Annotated in this window: 17 protein-coding genes; 9 read left to right on the plus strand and 8 right to left on the minus strand. The window is 74.4% G+C overall.

Annotated elements, in window-relative coordinates; genetic code table 11:
- Positions 1–2 precede the first annotated feature (2 nt).
- Entirely contained in the window at positions 3–809 is an 807-nt protein-coding gene (locus ACL02T_RS12165; RefSeq protein ID WP_412830760.1) for an Fpg/Nei family DNA glycosylase, read from the minus strand.
- Positions 810–860: 51 nt separating this feature from the next.
- Between ACL02T_RS12165 and ACL02T_RS12170 the strand changes: the two genes are divergently transcribed.
- On the plus strand, positions 861–2669 hold the full coding sequence (locus ACL02T_RS12170; protein WP_412830820.1) for an NHL domain-containing thioredoxin family protein: 1809 nt from the start codon (positions 861–863) through the stop codon (positions 2667–2669).
- A gap of 61 nt (positions 2670–2730) precedes the next feature.
- Here ACL02T_RS12170 and ACL02T_RS12175 read toward each other — a convergent pair whose 3' ends face one another.
- Positions 2731–4791, minus strand: coding sequence for a C40 family peptidase (locus tag ACL02T_RS12175; RefSeq protein ID WP_412830761.1), 2061 nt, complete (start codon positions 4789–4791; stop codon positions 2731–2733).
- A gap of 671 nt (positions 4792–5462) precedes the next feature.
- Between ACL02T_RS12175 and ACL02T_RS12180 the strand changes: the two genes are divergently transcribed.
- Positions 5463–6473 (plus strand): DNA-3-methyladenine glycosylase family protein, encoded by a 1011-nt coding sequence (locus tag ACL02T_RS12180; RefSeq protein WP_412830762.1) that lies wholly within the window; start codon positions 5463–5465, stop codon positions 6471–6473.
- A 114-nt stretch (positions 6474–6587) separates the two neighbouring features.
- On the plus strand, positions 6588–7280 hold the full coding sequence (locus ACL02T_RS12185; RefSeq protein WP_412830763.1) for a DUF3558 family protein: 693 nt from the start codon (positions 6588–6590) through the stop codon (positions 7278–7280).
- Between the two features lie 14 nt (positions 7281–7294).
- On the opposite strand, the gene ACL02T_RS12190 is transcribed toward ACL02T_RS12185, so the two are convergent.
- Complete coding sequence (locus tag ACL02T_RS12190; RefSeq protein ID WP_412830764.1) at positions 7295–8182, minus strand: alpha/beta fold hydrolase; 888 nt, start codon at positions 8180–8182, stop codon at positions 7295–7297.
- 121 nt (positions 8183–8303) lie between these two features.
- Here ACL02T_RS12190 and ACL02T_RS12195 point away from each other — a divergent pair, with 121 nt between their 5' ends.
- From ACL02T_RS12195 to ACL02T_RS12205, 3 genes are all read left to right on the plus strand, one after another.
- On the plus strand, positions 8304–8966 hold the full coding sequence (locus tag ACL02T_RS12195; protein ID WP_412830765.1) for an O-methyltransferase: 663 nt from the start codon (positions 8304–8306) through the stop codon (positions 8964–8966).
- Positions 8967–9149: 183 nt separating this feature from the next.
- On the plus strand, positions 9150–10307 hold the full coding sequence (locus tag ACL02T_RS12200; RefSeq protein ID WP_412830766.1) for an acyl-CoA dehydrogenase family protein: 1158 nt from the start codon (positions 9150–9152) through the stop codon (positions 10305–10307).
- On the plus strand, positions 10300–10794 hold the full coding sequence (locus ACL02T_RS12205) for a GNAT family N-acetyltransferase (RefSeq protein WP_412830767.1): 495 nt from the start codon (positions 10300–10302) through the stop codon (positions 10792–10794). The genes ACL02T_RS12200 and ACL02T_RS12205 overlap by 8 nt, the downstream gene beginning before the upstream one ends.
- 159 nt (positions 10795–10953) lie before the next feature.
- Here the strand turns inward: ACL02T_RS12205 and ACL02T_RS12210 are convergent, their stop codons facing one another.
- Both ACL02T_RS12210 and ctaC read right to left on the minus strand, forming a co-directional pair.
- A complete protein-coding gene (locus ACL02T_RS12210) occupies positions 10954–11352 on the minus strand; it encodes a cytochrome c oxidase subunit 4 (RefSeq protein WP_412830768.1) in 399 nt (132 codons plus the stop codon).
- A 13-nt stretch (positions 11353–11365) separates the two neighbouring features.
- The gene (gene ctaC, locus ACL02T_RS12215) at positions 11366–12337 is read right to left on the minus strand and encodes an aa3-type cytochrome oxidase subunit II (RefSeq protein ID WP_412830769.1); all 972 of its coding nucleotides are present in this window, start codon (positions 12335–12337) and stop codon (positions 11366–11368) included.
- A gap of 242 nt (positions 12338–12579) precedes the next feature.
- Between ctaC and asnB the strand changes: the two genes are divergently transcribed.
- Positions 12580–14544, plus strand: coding sequence for an asparagine synthase (glutamine-hydrolyzing) (gene asnB / locus ACL02T_RS12220; RefSeq protein ID WP_412830770.1), 1965 nt, complete (start codon positions 12580–12582; stop codon positions 14542–14544).
- Positions 14545–15283: 739 nt separating this feature from the next.
- Here asnB and ACL02T_RS12225 read toward each other — a convergent pair.
- From ACL02T_RS12225 to ACL02T_RS12235, 3 genes are all read right to left on the minus strand, one after another.
- Positions 15284–16219, minus strand: a complete 936-nt coding sequence (locus ACL02T_RS12225) for a carbohydrate kinase family protein (RefSeq protein WP_412830821.1) — start codon at positions 16217–16219, stop codon at positions 15284–15286.
- A 126-nt stretch (positions 16220–16345) separates the two neighbouring features.
- On the minus strand, positions 16346–16714 hold the full coding sequence (locus tag ACL02T_RS12230; protein WP_037040814.1) for a HesB/IscA family protein: 369 nt from the start codon (positions 16712–16714) through the stop codon (positions 16346–16348).
- Positions 16715–16849: 135 nt separating this feature from the next.
- The gene (locus tag ACL02T_RS12235) at positions 16850–17992 is read right to left on the minus strand and encodes a glycerate kinase family protein (RefSeq protein ID WP_412830771.1); all 1143 of its coding nucleotides are present in this window, start codon (positions 17990–17992) and stop codon (positions 16850–16852) included.
- A 34-nt stretch (positions 17993–18026) separates the two neighbouring features.
- Here ACL02T_RS12235 and ACL02T_RS12240 point away from each other — a divergent pair, with 34 nt between their 5' ends.
- Complete coding sequence (locus ACL02T_RS12240) at positions 18027–18668, plus strand: DUF3043 domain-containing protein (RefSeq protein WP_412830772.1); 642 nt, start codon at positions 18027–18029, stop codon at positions 18666–18668.
- A complete protein-coding gene (locus ACL02T_RS12245) occupies positions 18665–19210 on the plus strand; it encodes a bifunctional adenosylcobinamide kinase/adenosylcobinamide-phosphate guanylyltransferase (RefSeq protein ID WP_412830822.1) in 546 nt (181 codons plus the stop codon). The genes ACL02T_RS12240 and ACL02T_RS12245 overlap by 4 nt, the downstream gene beginning before the upstream one ends.
- The last annotated feature ends 26 nt before the right edge of the window (positions 19211–19236 follow it).

The following is a 19236-nucleotide window of genomic DNA, read 5'->3' on the forward strand; positions in this document are numbered from 1 at the left end:
GGCTACTGCTGCTCCTTCGAGCACCACCAGGTGCTGCGGCCACCGACGGTCCCGTGACGCATCTCGGCGCCGCAGCGTGGGCAGTGCCCGCCGGGGTGACGGTGCTCGATGACCTCACCGGTGTGCACGCCGCCGTTCGCGATCGCGGACCTCAGCGACTTCTCGAGGTTGCGGTACAGGCGGTCGAGCTCCGTGCGCTCCAGCTCGTCCGCGGGCGCCGCCGGGTTGATCCTGGCGCGCCACAGCGTCTCGTCGGCGAGGAGGTTCCCGACCCCCGCGATCACGGACTGGTCCAGCAGCCGCGCCTTCACCGCGGAGCGGCTGCGCGCGACCCGCGTGCGGAAGTCGGCGGCGGAGATCTCCTCGGCGTCGGGCCCCAGGCCGGAGAGGTCCGGCTCGAGCCGGATCCGCCCCAGCCGGCGCTTGTCGAACAGCCGGAACCGGCCGCCGTCGGCGAAGTTCACCGTGAACCGGTCCCACTCCGGCTTGCGGGGCTGCCGGTCCGGGCGCTCCGGGCCGCCGCCGACACGCTCCCCGTCCGGGCTCGTGACGATGACGCGCCCGCCCATGCCGAGGTGCACCCCGAGGGTCGGGCCCTCCTCGCCGTCCCGGTCGACGGTCTCGCACCACATCGTCTTGCCGCGCCGGTGGGCCGCGGTCAGCCTCCCCCCGACGAGTGCCTTGGCGATCTCGCCCGGTGGATGGGGCCGGCAGACCCACTCGTCGTTGTCGTCGACGGACCTGATCTCGCGGTCCAGGGCCTCCTCCAGCACCTTCCGCGCGGTCTCCACCTCGGGCAGTTCCGGCACGGCCCCAGTCTGGAACAGCGGCGGGCGGGCCGCGCGTTGATCCGGACCGTGATGCGGGTGAGGGCGCCGAAGCTGCAGGGACGTCGATGGCTCAACACGGGCGGCCGGGCGCCGGACCTGCGAGGCAAGATCGTCCTGCTCGACTTCTGGACCTTCTGCTGCGTCAACTGCCTGCACGTGCTCGACGAGCTGCGCCCGGTCGAGGAGGAGTTCGCGGACGTCCTCGTGGTCGTCGGGGTGCACTCGCCGAAGTTCGCCCACGAGGGCGACCCGAAGGCCGTCGAGGCGGCCGTCGAGCGGTACGGCGTGCACCACCCCGTGCTCGACGACCCGGACCTCGCGATGTGGGACGCCTACGCCGCCCGCGCCTGGCCGACCCTCGCGGTGGTGGACCCGGAGGGGTACGTCGTCGCGCAGCTGGCGGGCGAGGGGCACGCGCACGGCCTGGCGGTGCTGATCCACGAGCTGGTGGCCGAGCACACCGCGAAGGGGACGCTGCGCCGGGGCGACGGGCCGTACGTGGCGCCCCCGCCGCCGTCGACCGCGCTGCGGTTCCCGGGGAAGGTCGCGGCGGTGCCGTCGTCGATCTCCCGGGGCGGGTTCCTGGTCTCGGACACGGCGCACCACCAGGTGGTGCTGGTCGACGCCGGGTTCACCGAGGTCCGGCGGTTCGGGACCGGCGCCCGCGGCTTCGCGGACGGGTCCGCGCCGGAGTTCTCCGAGCCGCAGGGCCTGGCGGTGCTGCCCCCCGAGGTGGCCGCGGAGACGGGGTACGACGTCGTCGTCGCCGACTCGGTGAACCACGCCCTGTGCGGGCTGCGGCTCGCCGACGGACACGTCACGACGGTCGCCGGCACCGGCTCACCACTGCGCGAGCGGATCGAGCCCGGTGGCACCGCGGCCGAGCTGTCGACGCCGTGGGACGTGGCGTGGTGGCGCGGCCGGATCGTCGTCGCGATGGCGGGATGGCACCAGCTGTGGACCTTCTCGCCGGTCTCCGGGAAGCTCGTCGTCCTCGCCGGCACGACCACCGAGGGACTCCGCGACGGGCCGGTGACCGACGCGTTCTTCGCCCAGCCGTCCGGGCTGGCGGTCGCGGGCGACACGCTCTGGATCGCCGACGCCGAGACCTCCGCCGTGCGCGCCCTCGATCTCGACGCGACGCCGCAGGTCAGCACCGCCGTCGGGCTCGGCCTGTTCGACTTCGGGTTCCGGGACGGACCGGCCCGCGAGGCGCTGCTTCAGCACCCGCTCGGTGTCGGCGTGCTGCCCGACGGCTCGATCGCCGTGGCGGACACCTACAACGGCGCGGTCCGCCGGATCGCGGGCGGGCAGGTGACCACGCTGGCGCAGGGCCTCGCCGAACCCGGCGACGTCCTCGTCGACGGGGAGACGCTGGTGGTCGTGGAGTCGGCGGCGCACCGGCTGGTGCGGCTGCCGATCCCGGCCGGCGCCCTGGTCGACGCCGGCGCGCGCACCGTCCGCCGCCCGCGCACCGACCTCGCGGCCGGGCCCGTCGCGCTCACGATCGACTTCACCCCGCCCACCGGGCAGCACCTCGACACGCGCTTCGGCGATCCGACGGTGCTGACGGTGGACGCGTCGCCGTCGTCGCTGCTGGTCGAGGGCGGCGGCACCGCGCCGGGCCTGGTCCGCTCGCTCGTCCTGGCCCCCGGCGAGGGGGTGCTGTCGGTGAGCGTCGCCGCCGCGGCCTGCGACGAGGGCGACGCCGTCTTCGCGGCCTGCCATCGGTACCAGCAGGACTGGGGCGTGCCGGTGCGGGTGGTGGCGGACGGCGACGGCATCGCCCCGGCCGAGCTCGTGCTGGACCTGCGGGCGGTGACGGGCCGGAGTTCGTGATCGGCGCTTGTGTGCGCTGAGGGCGGGCATCACCGCCCTCAGCGCACCGGGACGACGATCACTACTCGAGCTCGGCCACCGTCCAGGTGCCGTCGGCGGTGGGGGCGGCGACCTGGAACTCGCCCTCCGGGAGGGTGCGGACGTGCTCGGCCAGCGCCTCCGCCGCCAGCGACGTCGCCTCGACGACCGTGCGCGAGCGGGGGTTGGCGCCGTCGACGGCGACGGTCAGCTGCTGGTCGAGTGGGAGATCGTCGGCCGAGTGGAGCACGACGAGTTGGGCGCCGCCCTCGTCGAGCAACGCGGCGGTGCCCGGCTCGGGGGTCACCGGGACGCCTGCCTCGTCGAGCCGCGCCGCCACCAGCGGGAGCTCACCGCCGGGCAGGGTCAGGGTGCCGACGGTCGGGGCCTCCGCGGCCGGGGTGCCCCCGGCCGGGGCGGCACCGGGCGGGGCGGTGTCGGCAGGTTCTGCCGACGTCGGAGCGGTCGGGGCCGCCGGAGCCGCAGCCGGGGCCGCCAGAGCCGCCGGGGCCGCAGGAACCGTAGGGGCCGCCGGAACCGTGGGGGCCGCCGGGGCTTCGGCCGGACCGGCGCCGGGCTGGTCCGTCGTGGCCGCATCCCCGGACCGGCTCGCCCGAACGGGCACCCGCCACGTCGCCGCGGCGGGCCGCCACACCTGCCGGGCCGAGGTCGGGCCGGTGGCCGAAGCGGCAGCTGGTTCACCGGACACCGGTCCCGTGACCACCTCGGTCGGTGCCGCGCCGTCGACCACGCTTCGCGGCCCGGCGGAGGCGGCCACCGCCGCGGCGGCGGTCACGGGCTCCGGCGGCAGGCTCTCGCTCGGGGCGATCGCGGCGGCGGGGACCGGCGCGGCGGGGGCGTCGAAGGTCCGCGGCCACCCGTCGGGCGCGGTGACCCGGGGCTCCGGCAGCACCTGCAGCATCCCGGTGGTGCGCGGTCCGGGGGCGGCGGGTCGGGTGGCGCCGAGGTAGTCGTCGCCGCGCCAGCGGTAGTACGAGGTCTGCACCGGCCGGCCGTAGGTCGGCGCGTTCACCATCCGGCCGTCGCCGAGGTAGACGCCGACGTGGTGCACCGCGGACGGCGTGCCGTAGAAGACGAGGTCACCGGGCTGCAGCGGGGCGTCGGCGGGCACGTGCGGGCCGGCGACGTACTGGGTGTGCGCGGTGCGCGGCAGGGTGATCCCGGCTGCACCGTAGGCGAACACGGTCAGCCCCGAGCAGTCGAACCCCTGGTCGCCGGCGGCCGGTCCGTCGCCGCCCCACTGGTAGGGCACACCCACCTGCGAGAGGGCGGCGTCGATCGCGACCTGCGCGCGCCCGTCGGGCAGTGCGGTCGTGAACTCGGCGGGCGCCGGCGCGACCGGTCCGCCACCACCGGACCCGGGCCCGGTGTTCTCGGGGAAGGCGCCGGGGAAGCGTTCGGCGGCCACGTCGGCGGTCGTCGCGTGCCCGGCCTGCCGCACCGCCGACGGCACGGCCACCGCCACCACCAGCAGCAACCCGAGCAGCATCCACACCCCGGCGGCCGGCCGCGGCCGGTGGCGCGTCGGCACACCCCGGTAGCGGACCGGGAGCGTCCGCGTGACGCCCGGCTCCGGCTCGCGGTCGACGACACCGGGCTCGGGCTGCGGCGCGCGCACGGTGGCGATCCGGTCCGCGATCCGGGTGGCCGCCTCGCGGCGGCAGTCCGCGACGACCCGCCCGACCAGCGCCGTGGCCATCCGCGCCCCCGCGAGGCCGGCGGCCGCGCTCCGGGCCGCCTCGGCACGGACGGAACGGCTCTCGACACCGGCATCGGTCCCGTCGGCCCTACCGCGGGCCGCCGCCGCGCACAGCGACGGGGCCTCCGCCCCGGTACCCGACTCGGCCGGCCGCCGCCGCGACGCACGCCGCCGCGCCCGCTCGTCGGCCTCCGCGGTGATCCAGCGGTGGGAGGTGCCCCGCTGCTCCGGCACGACGATCGCGGGCCGGTGCGACCCGGCCCGGTGCCGGCCCGACCGCTTCGTGACGGACCGTGACTCCGTTGCCGGCACACGCTCGCGCAGCACCATCGACTTTCCCCCGACCGGTCGCCCCGACTGGACCGGCGAGAGCTTGGCCGACACGTGCCGCATCCGCCATCACACGGACGGGCAAGATCCGGGGCTCCTGTGGGCGTCAGGTCCGCAACCAGGCGAGGACCGCCATCACCCGTCGATACTCGTCACCCGACGGCGCGAGCCCCAGCTCGGTGAAGATCGACGAGATGTGCTTCTCCACGGCGCCCTGCGTGATCACGAGGTCGCGACCGACCGCCCACGTCGGGCTGCCCGTCGGTCATGGAGCCGAGCACCTCGCGCTCACGGGGCGTGAGCGGCTGGTGCTCCTTCACCGCGGTGACCAGCGCCGCCCCGTCGCCGACCGCCACCACCTCGGCGCCCGCCTCGTCGGGCAGACCGCACGAGGCCCCCGCGCAGCGGGCGGGCGGACGGGAAGCCGACCCCGCCGTTGCCGGCGACCCGGCCGACCTCCGCGATCCGGTCCCCGACGATCCCGACGTCCGCCGTGCGGGCCGGCCCCGTTCCCGTCGAGCACGGGCCCACCCCGGACCACCAGGTCGAACTCGGTCATGCCCCGCCTCCGTCGCGGTCGGTCCTCCCTGGATGGCCCACGCCGGGCCCGGAGCGGAGGTCATGCAGATGCATCACCACCGACCGGAGCATCGGCCCGTGGACAACCTGCCGGGACGCGGCACCGAGCGCCGGGAACTGTCGGTGGCGGCGGGCATGCTGCGGCCATGACCACTTCGACGGTGTCCGAGCAGACCTTCACGATCCGACCCCGCGGCGCGTTCTCCCTGCTGGAGGCGGGCGCCTTCGGCCGCGGCGCCGAGCCGGCCGGGGACTGGCCCGGTGGCGGTGCCTCCGCCGGGGGCGTGCTGCGGCTCGCCTTCTGCCGGGACGACCTGCGGGGCCAGGTCGGTGTGGCCCTCACGCAGGATGCCGGGGGCGTGCACGGCGTCGTCGGCGGACTGGATCCGGGCGAGCCCCTCGATCCCGTGCGGGACCAGGTGGCCCGGATGCTCTCGCTCGACGGCGACGGTGCGGCGTTCGCCGAGGTCGGCGAGCGGGACCCGCTGATCGGCCGGATCATGGCGGCCGCTCCGGGTCTGCGGCCGGTGCTCTTCCCCTCGGCCTGGGAGGCCGCGCTGTGGTGCGTGCTCTCCCAGCGCTGGGGGCGGCGCCAGTCGCTCGCGGCGCGCGAGCGGCTCGCCCGCGGGTTCGGCCGGATGCTCGAGGTCGCCGGCGAGGAGACGGCCGCAGTGCCCACGCCCGCGCAGGTGCTGGCCGCCGACCGGTTGCCCGGCCTGCCCGAGCTCAAGCAGGAGCGGCTCCGGGCGGTGGCGCGGGCCGCCGAGGCCGGTCTGCTCGATCCGCCTGCGCTGCGCGCGGGCGACCCGGACGAGGTCCGGGCGCGGCTGCGCACGGTGCCCGGGATCGGCGCCTTCGCGTCGACCCTGATCCACCTGCGCGCGTCCGGGGTGCAGGACGCGCTGGTCGCGGGCGAGCCCCGGCTCGCCGCCCTGGTCGGCGCGGCCTATGGACTCGGCGGCCCGGCCGGTGAGGAGGACCTGGCCCGGATCGCGGAGCCCTGGCGGCCGTTCCGCACGTGGACCGCGGTGCTGATCCGCGCGGCCGGGCGCCGGCTGCCGGAGATGGCGGCGGTACCGGAGCCGGTCCCCGCGGCCCGGGTGCCCCGGGCCCGGCGCCCGCGGCCCGAGCCGACACCGCTGGCGTTGATCGGATGAGGGGGTCGGGCGTCCCCGGCGCGAGGCCGGCAACGCCTCGCCGGACGTGGCCGTACCCGTGTCGGGGTCACTCCCGGTCGCGGGTCGTGCACGGCGCGTCGCTACCCTCGGCGAATGCGCGTCCGATCCGTCCGGTTCCCGCAGCGCTTCCTCAACCCCTCGCCCCGACGCTCCCCGCACGTGCGCGCCCGAAGCCGCCTCCGCGGGTTCGCGCTGGTCGGCGTGCTCGTCGGGGCTCTGGCGCTGAGCGCCTGCGGGAGCGGGGAACAGGCCGCGTCCTCGGTCCCGGCCGCCCCTGCGGCGTCGCCCTCGGAGGCACCGTCGGCGGCGGCACCGTCGGCAGCGGGACCGTCGGCCGGAGTCGCACCGGGCGAACCGAACCCGGCCGGCGTCGGCGGCGCGCTGCCGCAGGCCTGCGAGCTGGTCCCGCAGGAGGAGATCGCACAGGCCACCGGGCTGGCCTTCGGCACGCCCACGCCGACGGCGGGCACCACGCGAAGCGTGTGCGCGTATCCCGCGTCGGGCACGGTGCCGGGGCTGAGCGTGGGCGTCGAGTCGGGCTCGCGGTTCGACGCCAAGGCGGCGGCCTCGCGCAGCTCGGTGGGGGTGCCGGGCGTCGACGTACCCGGGCTCGGCGACCAGGCGCTGTTCCTCTACAGCGACCGGGACTTCCCGGAGGGCCTTGGCGGGTTGCTGGTGCGCAGCGACGGCGCGACGATCGACGTCTCGCTGCAGGGCTCGGGCACCGAGCAGCAGACGCGGGAGGCCGCCACGGCGATCGCCCGCGTCGCGCTCGACAACCTCTGAGGCGGCGCGCCCGGCTACACCTCCTGGTCGGCCAGGAAGCCGAGCACGGTGCTGGTGAAGACGTCGTTGTCATCGCCCGCGACCATGTGGCCGGTGGCGGACACGTCGACGTGCACCGCGCCGGGGATCAGCCGCAGCAGTTCCTGCACGCCCTCCTCGCTCACGATGTCCGACTGGGCGCCGCGGACCAGCAGCGTCGGCACGGTCACGCGGGCGGCGGCGGCCGTGGCGCGCTCGTGGGTCGTCGAGCGGCGGGGCTCGTCCCCGACCCGGAGGAAGGCGGGATCCCAGTGCCAGTACCACCGGCCGTTCTCCCGGAGCCGCACGTTCTTGCGCAGGCCCTCGGGGTTCGGCGGGCGCTTGCGGTGCGGGTTGTAGGCCCGCACGGCCTCGGCGACCTCCTCGAGCGAGCCGAAGCCGTCCGGGTTCGCGCCCATGAACGCCATGATCCGCGCGGCGCCGTCGGGCTCGACCCGGGGCACGATGTCCACCAACACCAGCGCACGAGCCATGCCACCCCGCTCACCCTCGGTGACCAGCGCGGTCATCCCGCCCATCGAGGCGCCGAGCAGCAGCGCGGGCTCCCCCACCTGCTCGACGACGGCGGCCAGGTCGGCGTTGAGGGCGTCCGTGCCGTAGTCACCGTCGGGCGCCCAGTCGCTGTCGCCGTGCCCGCGGGCGTCGAGCGCGGTCGCCTCCCATCCCGCCTCGGCCAGCGCGGCGGCGGTGCGGAACCAGGAGTGCCGGGTCTGGCCGCCGCCGTGCAGGAGGAGCGCAGGCCCCCGGCGCTCGCCGACGGCGGACCAGCGGTCGCCGACCAGCTTGCCGGCGGTGCCGTCGAACACGACCCGCTCCCCGGCCGGGACCCGCCGGGCGGACCCCGGATCGTTCGCTTCCGACATGTACCGCACCCTAGGCCGTCCACAGCCTGCCCACCGGACGCGCGTGGCCGATCCGACACGGTCGGGGTCCGCGACGCCGGTCACGCTGGCCGCCGACCCGACCGAGGGCCAGGGTGGGGTCATGAGCGACAGCACGGGGGACCGGGACGTCTGGAGCAGGGTCGACCGCTACCTGGAGACCGCCCTCCTCCCCGAGGACCCGGCGCTGGCGCAGGCGCTCGCACGCAACGCGGACGAGGGCCTGCCACCGATCGACGTCTCCCCCGCGCAGGGTCGGTTCCTGCACCTGCTCGCGCGGATCGCGGGCGCCCGCCGGATCCTCGAGATCGGCACGCTCGGCGGCTACTCGACGATCCAGCTCGCCCGGGCCCTGCCCACCGACGGCGTCGTCGTCACCTGCGAGTACTCACCCGATCACGCCGCGGTCGCCCGGGCCAACCTCGAGCAGGCCGGGCTCGCCGAGCGCGTGGAGATCCGGGTCGGGCCAGCCCTCGAGACCCTGCCGACCCTCACGGGCCCGTTCGACCTGGTGTTCGTCGACGCCGACAAGCAGAACAACGCCGCCTACCTCGACCACGCGATCCGGTTGGGGCGCCCCGGCACCGTGATCGTCGTCGACAACGTGGTCCGCGGCGGGCGGCTCCTCACGGGCGGGGATCCGCAGGTGGAGGGCTCGCGCCGGATGTTCGCGGCCCTGCAGCGGGAGGAACGGGTGGAGGCGACCGCGCTGCAGACGGTCGGCGCGAAGGGGTACGACGGGTTCCTCCTCGCCCGGGTTCGCTGAGCGGAGCCCACTCCACCGCTGAGCGGAGCCCGCGGAGCTCACCTCGGCGCTGAGCGGAGCCCGCGGAGCTCACCTCGGCGCTGAGCGGAGCCCGCGGAGCTCACCTCGGCGCTGAGCGGAGTCCGCGGAGCAGACATCGACGCTGAAGTAGCGTCGATGGGTGAGGGAACGAGAGGAGCAGCGGTGGACGCCGACGACCTGAGGCACGTGCTCGAGTCCGTGCGGGACTTCATCCGCACCGAGGTCGTGCCGCTCGAGGAACAGATCGACGAGCAGGACGTGATACCCGAGCGGATCGTCACGCAGTGCAAGGAGATGGGGCTCTACGGCTTCACCATCCCCGAGGAGTACGGCGGGCTGGGGCTCTCCGCGTACGAGGAGGTGCAGCTGGCCATGGAGCTCGGCTGGACCACCCCGGCACTGCGGTCGCTCTTCGGCACCAACAACGGCATCGCCGGGCACGTGCTGCTGGAGGGCGCCACCGAGGAGCAGAGGAAGACCTGGCTGCCGCGGCTGGCGTCGGGCGAGGTCACCGCGTCGTTCGGGCTCACCGAGGCCGATGCGGGGTCCGACCCCTCGGCGCTGACCACGGTCGCGAAGCGCGACGGCGACCACTGGGTGATCAACGGCTCGAAGCGTTACATCACCAACTCCCCGGTCGCCGACGTGATCATGGTCTTCGCCCGGACCACTCCCGAGGCCAAGGGCAACCGCGGCATCTCGACCTTCCTGGTGCCCAGGGGCACGCCCGGGCTCTCGATCGGCCCGAAGGACAAGAAGATGGGGCAGTCGGGCGCCTGGACCGCCGACGTCCACCTCGACGACGTGCGCGTGCCGGCCGACGCGGTGATCGGCGGGGAGGAGGGTGTCGACCAGGGCTTCCGGATCGCCGCCAAGTGTCTGGCCCACGGCCGGCTGCACATCGCGGCGGTGTGTGCGGGCATGGCGGCCCGGCTGGTCCACGAGACCACCGAGTTCGCGAGGACGCGTGAGCAGGGCGGGGCGCCGATCGCCCGTTTCCAGCTCATCCAGGGCCTCGTCGCGGACTCGGTGACGGACTATCACGCCGGACGCGCGCTGGTGCTGGAGACCGCCAGGGCGTTCGACGCCGGAACGGACCGGATCGCCGGACCGGCCGCGGCGAAGTACTTCTGCTCCGAGATGGTGGGCCGGGTGGCGGACCGGGCGGTCCAGGTGCACGGCGGCGCGGGGTACATGCGTGGCGTCGCCGTCGAGCGCTTCTACCGCGACGTTCGGCTGTTCCGCATCTACGAAGGCACCAGCCAGATCCAGCAGGTCATCATCGCCCGCGACGCGCTCGGCCCGGCCGCGCGTGGCTGAGGTGACCGTCCGGCTCGCCGGGCGGGAGGACTGGTCGGCGATCTGGCCGATCTGGCACCGCGTCGTCGCGGCCGGCGACACCTACACCTGGGACCCCGCGACCTCCGAGGACGAGGCCCGGGGCCTGTGGATGCCCCCGGAACCCGCGGTCACGATCGTCGCCGAGCGGGAGGACGCCGTCGTCGGTACGGCGCTGCTCAAGCCCGTACAGCCCGGCCTCGGCGACCACGTCGCCAATGCGGGGTTCATGGTCGCCCCGGAGCAGGCCGGCGGCGGCATCGGCCGCGCCCTCGCGGAGTTCACCCTCGACGAGGCGCGCCGCCGCGGCTACCGAGCGATGCAGTTCTCGGCCGTCGTCGCCTCCAACGTCCGGGCCGTCCGGCTGTGGGAGTCCCTCGGCTTCGCGGTCGTCGGCACCGTCCCCGAGGCCTTCCGGCACGCCAGGGACGGGCTGGTCGGGCTGCACATCATGCATCGCAGCCTCTGACTCACCCCGGCCTCTGACTCACCGCAGCCTCTGACTCACCGCAGCCTCTGACTCACCCCAGCCTCTGACTCGCCCGAGAACGCCGACGACGCCGGTCCCTGCGAAGGGGATCCGGCGCCGTCGGTCGGCGTGCTCGGGTGTTCCGGCCCGGTGTGCGGCTCAGTGGTCCGCGGGGCGGATGTGGTACTCGAAGACCAGCCCGCCGACCGCGATCAGCAGCATGACGCCGGCGATGATGATCAGCCACCAGAAGAAGAACGCCAGCCCGACGCCCACGAGGGCGGCGCAGGCGGCGACGGCGATCGGCCAGTAGCTGCCCGGCGAGAAGAAGCCGACCTCGCCGGCGCCGTCCGCGACCTCGGCCTCCGGGTTGTCCTCGGGCCGCTCCTCGAGCCGGCGGGACACGAACCGGAAGTAGGTGCCGATGATCAGCGACAGGCCGCCGGTGAGGAACAGTGCGGCGATGCCGACCGGCTCGTGCGTCAGGACCGTGTAGACGATCGCGGCGACGAAGAAGAAGCCGGTGCAGATCTCGAAGATCCGGGATTCGACCTTCATCGGTGGTCCTCCCTCAGTTCCCGGCCGCGACGGGCTGGGCGTCCGCCTGGGCGATCTGCCCGCGGTTCTTGAACGGGCTGGTCGTGATCGCCTCCGGTGCGCACCACTGGCCGCAGTTCAGCGTGGCCAGGGCCTCCTGGGCCGAGTACGGCACGCCCGTGGCCGGGTTGATCTCCTTGCGCAGCGCGATGTACCGGTCGTACAGGGCCGGGCTGAGCGCGCGGACCTCGAAGTTCATCGACGCGTGGTAGGTCCCGCAGAGCTCGGCGCAGCGGCCGACGAACGCGCCCTCCTGGTCGATCCGGTCGATCATGAACGTGTTGTCGGTGTCGTTCTTCTCCGGCAGCGGGAAGACGTCCCGCTTGAAGAGGAACTCCGGCACGTAGAAGCTGTGGATCACGTCGTTCGACGCGATCGTGAACTCGATCGAGCGGTCCGTCGGCAGGACCAGCAGCGGGATCGTGTTCGAGGTCCCGATGGTCTCGACCGGCTCGCCGTTCGCCGCGATCTGACCGGGGTAGCGGAAGGCCCAGTTCCACTGGAAGCCGGTGACGTCCACCCGCACGTCGGCCGGGGCGTCCTTGTCGACGTACTGCTGCACGGCCACGGTGAACCCGAACAGCACCGCCACGATGATCGTCGGGATCACCGTGAAGACGATCTCGACCGGCAGGTTGTACTGGGTCTGGCGCGGGACCGACTCGTCGTCGCCCTTCTTCTTGCGGTGGAAGGCGATGGCCCAGAACATCGCGCCCCAGGTGATCACGCCCACGACCAGCGCCGCGATCGCCGACCAGGTCCACAGGTGGCGCATCTGCTCGGCCTGGGGCGTGACGCCGACCGGCCACCCGAAGCGGATGACCTCCTGGACCGAGCACCCGGCCAGGAGCGGAATCGTCAGCAGCCCGAGACCGGCGAGCTTCGCCGCCCGGACGTACCCGGTGCGGCCACGCACGGTCGTGCCGCCGCGTTCCGATCGGCTCACTGCCCGCCGCCTTCCCCTCGTCCGCGTGGTGCTCCCACCACACCCTTGCCTCGATCCGACCAGCACGAACACGGTCGGGCCCGGTCGGTCCGGCCGAGCGTCCGCGCACCCGGGACGGGGCGGACCTTCGACCACGCGTAGAGACTAGCCGAGCAGATCGCCCCGACGCGCCCCCGGGGGTCGCGCCGTCGCGCGTGACCCGTCCGGGGGTCCCCGGTCCGGGCCCGCCATACTTGCTCGCTGTGTGCGGACTGCTGGGACTGCTGACCTCCGCGGCCGACGCGGCCGACCGGACCGAGGCCATCGCCGGCGCGCTGAGGTGCGCCCGGCACCGCGGGCCGGACGAGAGCGGCACCTGGAACGACGACGACGTGGTGCTCGGCTTCAACCGGCTGTCGATCATCGACGTGGCCGGCTCCCACCAACCGCTGCACTGGGACCCCTCGGGCTCGCACCTGCGGCCCGGCGGCGACCGGCGGTACACGATCGTCTTCAACGGCGAGATCTACAACTACCTGGAGCTGCGCGAGGAGCTCGCCGGGCTGGGCGCGGAGTTCGCGACCGAGGGCGACACCGAGGCGATCGTCGCCGCCTACCACCACTGGGGTGCCGAGGCCGTCACGCGGCTGCGCGGGATGTTCGCCTTCGCCATCTGGGACGCGCAGGAGCGGCAGCTGTTCGTCGCGCGGGACCCCTTCGGCATCAAGCCGCTGTTCCTCGCGTCCGGGCCCACCGGCGTCGCCTTCGCCAGCGAGAAGAAGAGCCTGCTGGAGCTGGCCCCCGAGCTGGGCATCGCGGGGTCGGACGAGCTGGACCCGGCCGCGCTGCAGCACTACCTGATCCTGCAGTACGTCCCGGAGCCCGAGACGCTGCACCGCGCGATCGGGCGGGTCGAGTCCGGCACGTACGTCACCGTGAAGCCCGGGCAGCAGCCCGTGCCGCAGCGCTACTTCCACCCGCAGTTCGTCTCGCTGCCCTCGCACGCCCCGGCCAGCGTCGAGGCGGAGGCGATCGTGCACGGCGAGATCACCGAGGTGCTGCGGGACTCGGTGGCCAAGCACATGCGCGCCGACGTCACGGTGGGCGCCTTCCTCTCCGGCGGCATCGACTCCACGGCGATCGCGGCGCTGGCCAAGGAGCACAACCCGGACCTCATCACCTTCACCACCGGCTTCGAGCGCGAGGGCTACTCGGAGGTTGACGTCGCGGCCGAGTCGGCGGCGGCGATCGGCGTGCGGCACGTCGTCCGGACGGTCAAGCCGGACGAGATGATGGAGGCGCTGCCGCTCATCGTCTGGTACCTCGACGACCCGGTGGCCGACCCGGCGCTCGTCCCGTTGTGGTTCATCGCCCGCGAGGCCCGCCAGCACGTCAAGGTGGTGCTGTCCGGCGAGGGCGCCGACGAGCTGTTCGGCGGCTACACGATCTACCGCGAGCCGCTGTCGCTCGCGCCGTTCGAGAAGGTGCCGGGCACGCTGCGGCCGCTGCTCGGGCGGGCGTCACGCCGGCTCCCGGAGGGCATGCGGGGCAAGGACCTGCTGCGCCGCGGCTCGCTGCGCCTCGAGGACCGCTACTACGGCAACGCCCGGATCTTCCGGGACGACCAGTTGCACGAGATCCTGCGCCAGTACGACCCGCGGGTCTCGCACACCGACGTGACCGCCCCGCACTACGCCGCCTCCGAGAAGTGGGACCCGGTGGCGCGGATGCAGCACGTCGACCTGTTCACCTGGCTGCGCGGCGACATCCTGGTCAAGGCCGACAAGATGACCATGGCCAACTCGCTCGAGCTGCGGGTGCCGTTCCTCGACCCCGAGGTCTTCCGGCTCGCCTCCGCGCTGCCCCTGGCACAGAAGATCACCGGCGGCGCGGGCGGCACCACCAAGTACGCGCTGCGCGGGGCGCTGTCGCAGATCGTGCCGTCGCACGTGCTGAACCGGCGCAAGCTGGGCTTCCCGGTGCCGATCCGGCACTGGCTGCGGGACGAGATGTACGCCTGGGCGCGCGAGATCATCCGCGACTCCGGCGCCGGCCACCTGGTCGACCTGCCGGCGGTCCAGGCGATGCTCGACGCCCACCGCGAGGGCCCCGTCGACCACAGCCGCCGGATCTGGACGCTGCTGGTCTTCCTGATCTGGTACGGCATCTTCGTCGAGCGTCGGATCACTCCCGAGGTCCCCGAACCCGCCTACCCCGTCACCCTGTAACCCTTCCCGCGAGTCGCACCCTGAGCTCCCGCGAGTCGCGCTGTGGGCTCCCGCGAGTCGAGGCCTGGGCTTCCGCGAGTCGGGCCCTGAGCTCCCGCGAGTCGGGCCCTGAGCTCCCGCGAGTCGCGCTGTGGGCTCCCGCGAGTCGGGGCCTGAGCTCCCGCGAGTCGAGCTCTGGGCTCCCGCGAGTCGCGCCCTGGGCTCCCGCGAGTCGCGCTCTGAGCTTCCGCGAGTCGCGCCCTGAGCTCCCGCGAGTCGGGGCCTGGGCTCCCGCGAGTTGCTCTGGGCGGTGTCTCAGAGGCCAAGGCCGAACGGGTCGCCGATCCCACCGAGCGCTCCCGGCTCGGGCCGTGGGTGGTGGCCGGGTCGAACAGCCATCGAAGTAGCAGCGCGCCGCCCAACCCGGCCGCGCGACGATCGCCGTCGCGAGCACGATCTCGACATCCTGACCTCGTTGATCAGGACATCACGGCCGTGTGGCCTCCCGGGTTCGCCGACCTGGTGTCCCGGAGTTGCCGACTCGGTGTGCCGGACGGAGTAGCGCGACTCGCCGAAGCCCACACCCCGACTCGCGGAAGCTCAGGGCGCGACTCGCGGAAGCTCAGGGCGCGACTCGCGGGAGCTCAGAGCGCGACTCGCGGAAGCTCAGGGCGCGACTCGCGGAAGGCCGTAGCGCGACTCGCGGACTTCGGGGACGTGGTCAGTGGGTCAGTGGGTCAGTGGGTCGGCGAGTCGGTGGTCAGGCGGGGAGGGCGGAGGCGATCTCGGAGGCCGCGTCGGGTCCGTAGGCCTGCTGCAGGCGGTCGAGGGCGCTCCCGCGGTCCCACCGCCACTCCTGCGGGCCGTCCGTCTCCAGCACCAGGACCGCGACCAGGGAGCCCAGCTGCGCGGCGCGCTCCAGCGACAGGCCCTGCGCCGTGCCCGCGAGGAACCCGGCGCGGAAGGCGTCGCCGACACCCGTCGGGTCGACCTTCGCCGTCTCCGGCACCACCCCGACCTCGAGGGCGACCCCGTCGCGCCCCACGATCTGCACGCCCTTCTCGCCGAGCGTGGTGATCCGGGTGCCGACCTTCTCGCCCACCTGCTCGGGCGTCCAGCCGGTCTTCTTGAGCAGGAGCTCCCACTCGTAGTCGTTCGTCAGCAGGTAGCGCGCGCCCTCGATCAGCTTCCGGATCTCCGGGCCGTCCATGCGGGCGAGCTGCTGGGACGGGTCCGCGGCGAAGGCGTAGCCGCGCTGGCGGCACTCCTCGGTGTGCCGGACCATCGCCTCGGGGTCGTTCGCGCCGACGAGCACGAGGTCCACGCCGCCGACCCGCTCCGCGACGGGCTGCAGCTCGATCAGCCGGGCCCGGGCCATGGCGCCCGCGTAGAAAGAGGCGATCTGGCGCATGTCGTCGTCCGTGGTGCAGACGAACCGGGCGGTGTGGACGTCGTCGAACACGTGCACACCCGTGGTGTCCACGCCGTGGCGGTCGAGCCACGAGCGGTAGTCCGCGAAGTCCGCGCCCACCGCCCCGACCAGCACGGGCGACTGCCCGAGCACGCCGAGTGCGTAGGCGATGTTCCCGGCGACGCCGCCCCGCTTGATCGTGAGCTCGTCGACGAGGAACGACAGCGAGACCCGGTCGAGCTGCTCGGCGACGAGCTGGTCCGCGAACCTCCCCGGGAAGTGCATGAGGTGGTCCGTGGCGATGGATCCGGTGACGGCGATGCGCACGTCGGGTCACCTTACGTCAGACACGACGAAACCCCCGGGCGAAGGAGGTGCTCTCCTCCGCCCGGGGGTCCGCGACGCCGAAACTCAGTTGAACGAGTCGCCGCAGGCGCAGGAGCCGCCCGCGTTCGGGTTGTCGATGGTGAAGCCCTGCTTCTCGATCGTGTCGACGAAGTCGATGACCGCGCCCTGCAGGTACGGCGCGCTCATCCGGTCCACGCCGACCTTGAGGCCGTGGAAGTCACGGAACAGGTCGCCGTCGAGCGAACGGTCGTCGAAGAAGAGCTGGTAGCGCAGGCCGGCACAGCCACCGGGCTGCACGGCGATGCGCAGGTGCATGTCGTCGCGGCCCTCCTGCTCGAGCAGGGAGCGCGCCTTGAGGGCGGCGTTGTCGGTCAGCTCGACGCCGTGGGTCTCCTCGGCGGCGCCGGCCTCGACGGTGTTCTCGACGGTCATGAACTCTCCCAACAGCGCACGTGGCGGAACTGTTCCCGGTGACCCGGGAGTCGTACCGCGACCCATAGTAGGCCCTCGCGCCGACAGCCTCCCGGGCCTGCGGGAACGGACCGTCCGCCGGACGGGTGATCCGGCTCACCGGCTGGCCGGGTACCCGCCCCACCGACGGGCGACGTGCTCGGCGAGGGCCGACAGGGACCCGGCCGGATCCGCCATCGAGGCCTCGACCCCGCCCGCGTGCTCCGAGGCCGAGTAGGCGGCGTCCACTCCCGCGGCGGCCGCCTCCCGCCGCCCGACGCCGACCTGGCCCGCCAGGACGACACACGGCACGCCCCGCTCGGCCGCCGCCCCGGCCACCGCGGTGATCAGCTTCCCCCGCAGACTCTGCCAGTCGAAGCTGCCCTCGCCGGTGACCGCCAGCCCGCCCTCGGCGGCGACGGCGTCGAGCGCCTCGTCCAGCCCCAGCAGCCGACGGACCAGACCCGCCCCCGACTCCGGGCGCGCCCCGAGCGCCAGCAGGGCCGCGCCCAGCCCACCCGCGGCCCCGGCCGCCGGTTCGTCGCGCACGTCGCGTCCGGTGGCCCCGGCCAGAACGCCCGCCCAGACCTCGAGCGCGTCGTCGAGCACCGCGACGGCCCGCTCGTCGGCGCCCTTCTGCGGGCCGAAGACCGCGGCCGCACCGTGCGGGCCGAGCAGCGGGTTGTCGACGTCGGCGGCGGCGACCAGGGTCATCCCGACCTGCGGGGCGCCGGACAGGCGCACGCACCTTCCCAGGGCGGCGCCACCCGGCGGCAGCTCCGCCCCCGAGGCGTCGAGCGGGGCGGCGCCGAGGGCGGCGAGCATGCCCGCACCCCCGTCGGTGGTCGCCGAGCCGCCGAGCCCGATCACGGCCTCGGTGCACCCGGCCTCGCGGGCCGCACGCAGCAGCTCGCCCACCCCGCGCGTCGTCACGCTCCCCGCGACCTCCGGCGTCCGGCGTTCCCGGGGCACGTGGTGCAGCCCGCAGGCCGCGGCCGACTCGAGGTACGCGGTCGTACCGACCTGCAGCCACGGCGCCGGCACCGGGTCGCCGAACGGGCCCGTGACCCGCGGTTCGTGCAGGGTCCCGCCCAGCCGCTCCTGCAGGACGTCGACGAAGCCGGTGCCGCCGTCGGCCAGCGGGAGGCGGTCGATCCGGGCGTCGGGCACGGCGCGCAGCCAGCCCTCCGCGATCGCGCCGGCCGCGGCCCGCGCGCTCAGTGTTCCACCGAAGGAGTCGGGAGCGACGACCACACGCACACCGCGCACGCTATCGCCCGTACCCTGTGGACCTGTGAGGTTCCTGCGCCGCTCCGACGAATCCCCGGCCACGTCCGTCGACACGGACGACGCCGAGGGCACGCAGGAGAAGAAGCCGCTCGATCCGCGCTGGACCCAGGGCAAGGGCCGGCCGACGCCGAAGCGGCGGGACGCCGAGACCAAGCGCCGCGGCCCCGCCCCGCCCCCGCCGCGGACCCAGCGCGAGGCCGCCCGCCTGGCCAAGGCCAACCGCCCGAGCAAGGACGAGCGCCGCGCCCAGGCCGCCGAGCGCCGCGCCCGGATGGATGCCGGTGACGACCGGGTGCTCCTCCCCCGCGACCGCGGGCCGGTCAAGGCCTACATCCGCGACGTCGTGGACTCCCGGCCGCACCTCATGGGCCTGTTCATGCCGCTCGCCGTGCTGGTGCTGATCTCGGTCCTGTTGCCGATCCCGTCCGTGCAGCAGTACCTGAGCCTGTTCAGCCTGGTCGTGCTGGTCGTGATGGTGGCCGAGGGCGTCCTGCTCGGGATGCGGGTCACGAAGCAGGCGCGCGCCAAGTTCCCGAACGAGCAGATCAGCGGTCTCGGCACCGGGTGGTACGCCTTCACCCGGGCCAGCCAGATCCGCAAGCTGCGGGTGCCCAAGCCCCGGGTCCAGCGCGGGGCGCAGGTCTGAGCACCCTCGTCCTGGGCGGCACCCGATCGGGCAAGTCCGGCCATGCCGAGGCGTTGCTGCCCGCGGACGCGCCGGTCCGCTACGCCGCCACCGCCCGCCGCCGGCCGGACGACGCGGAGTGGGAGGCCCGGATCGCCCGGCACGCCGCGCGCCGCCCGGCCTGCTGGACCACGGTCGAGGAGCCCGATCTCGTCGCCGAGCTGGCCCGGGGCGGGCCGCTGCTGGTCGACGACCTGGCCACCTGGCTCACCGGCGTACTCGACGACTGCGAGGCCTGGGAGTCCGCCACGCCGCCGCCCGCGGTCGCCGATGCCGTCGCGACGCTCGTCGAGGCCGTGCGGCGGTGCCCGTCGTCCCCCGAGGCGCCGTGCGTACTCGTGTCGGCCGAGGTGGGACTGGGCGTGGTCCCGGCGACCCGGGCCGGCCGGCTGTTCCGGGACGAGCTGGGCGCGCTCAACGCCGCGCTCGCCGAGGTGTGCGACGAGGTGGTGCTGCTGGTGGCGGGCCTGCCCCTGCGGCTCAAGCCGGCCGCGGCGACCTGACCGCGGCCCTCGTCGATGGTCGTCGG

The sequence above is a fragment of the Pseudonocardia oceanicola genome, assembly GCF_047200735.1.
Taxonomy (GTDB): Bacteria; Actinomycetota; Actinomycetes; order Mycobacteriales; family Pseudonocardiaceae; genus Pseudonocardia.

Coding starts and splice junctions, on each gene's coding strand:
- ACL02T_RS12185 (WP_412830763.1), top strand. CDS start 6,588: ATGCGCGTCCGATCCGTCCGGTTCCCGCAGCGCTTCCTCAACCCCTCG.
- ACL02T_RS12225 (WP_412830821.1), bottom strand. CDS start 16,219: ATGCACTTCCCGGGGAGGTTCGCGGACCAGCTCGTCGCCGAGCAGCTC.
- ACL02T_RS12210 (WP_412830768.1), bottom strand. CDS start 11,352: ATGAAGGTCGAATCCCGGATCTTCGAGATCTGCACCGGCTTCTTCTTC.
- ACL02T_RS12190 (WP_412830764.1), bottom strand. CDS start 8,182: ATGTCGGAAGCGAACGATCCGGGGTCCGCCCGGCGGGTCCCGGCCGGG.
- ACL02T_RS12180 (WP_412830762.1), top strand. CDS start 5,463: ATGACCACTTCGACGGTGTCCGAGCAGACCTTCACGATCCGACCCCGC.
- ACL02T_RS12230 (WP_037040814.1), bottom strand. CDS start 16,714: ATGACCGTCGAGAACACCGTCGAGGCCGGCGCCGCCGAGGAGACCCAC.
- ACL02T_RS12195 (WP_412830765.1), top strand. CDS start 8,304: ATGAGCGACAGCACGGGGGACCGGGACGTCTGGAGCAGGGTCGACCGC.
- ACL02T_RS12170 (WP_412830820.1), top strand. CDS start 861: ATGCGGGTGAGGGCGCCGAAGCTGCAGGGACGTCGATGGCTCAACACG.